At 19.8% G+C, this 663-nt stretch carries 1 protein-coding gene; it reads left to right on the top strand.

Going from position 1 to position 663, the window contains the following annotated elements; translation table 11 throughout:
* The coding region (locus EZH24_RS14420; RefSeq protein ID WP_161976187.1) for a histidine kinase at positions 1–643 on the top strand (643 nt) is incomplete at its 5' end.
* Positions 644–663: the final 20 nt, after the last annotated feature.

Here is a 663-nt window from a genome sequence, read left to right as displayed (position 1 = left end):
AAACGATAGTGATTCTTTAAATTATATTAAAGAAAATAAAGAATCTATATTGAGGCAATCTTTTTTAATAGATATAGCTATGAAAGTATTTTATGATTTTAACGATATAAATTCAAATAATTTAGTTCTAAATAAAACCAACGAAAATATAAATGAAATTATTAATGATATTGCAAATGACTTTTCCGATTTATTTCTTTCCAAACGAATTAAAATCGAATTTTTAGAAGAAGAAAATGAAAAAACTTATATGGCATTTTTGGATAAAAATAGAATAATCAATTCAATATCAAATGTATTTTTATTTATATATAATATAGCTAAAGTTAATAGTTTTATAAATATATCTTACAGCTCAATAGATTATAACGAAGAGGAGTTTTTATTTAATAATGGGTTTAAGAATAATTTAATAAATAGTAATGTTTTGATAAAAATTGCTTTTGAATCCCAAAAAATACCAGAAGAAGTGGAATTGAAACTATTTAAAACTCCGCTATTAAATTATAATGATGATAATTTTAATAACTTGTATTTATATACTTCTTATAATATTATAGTTAAACATTCTGGAGATATTTGGATAGACAATATAGAAAATGGAAATAAAAAGAAAATTAATATAGTCTTATACATAAGATAATTCTGGAAATATTATGGATT

Source organism: Brachyspira catarrhinii (genome assembly GCF_005518285.1).
GTDB lineage: Bacteria > Spirochaetota > Brachyspiria > Brachyspirales > Brachyspiraceae > Brachyspira > Brachyspira catarrhinii.
Note: the sequence above shows the minus strand (reverse complement) of the source record. Positions and strands in the feature narration are given on the sequence as shown.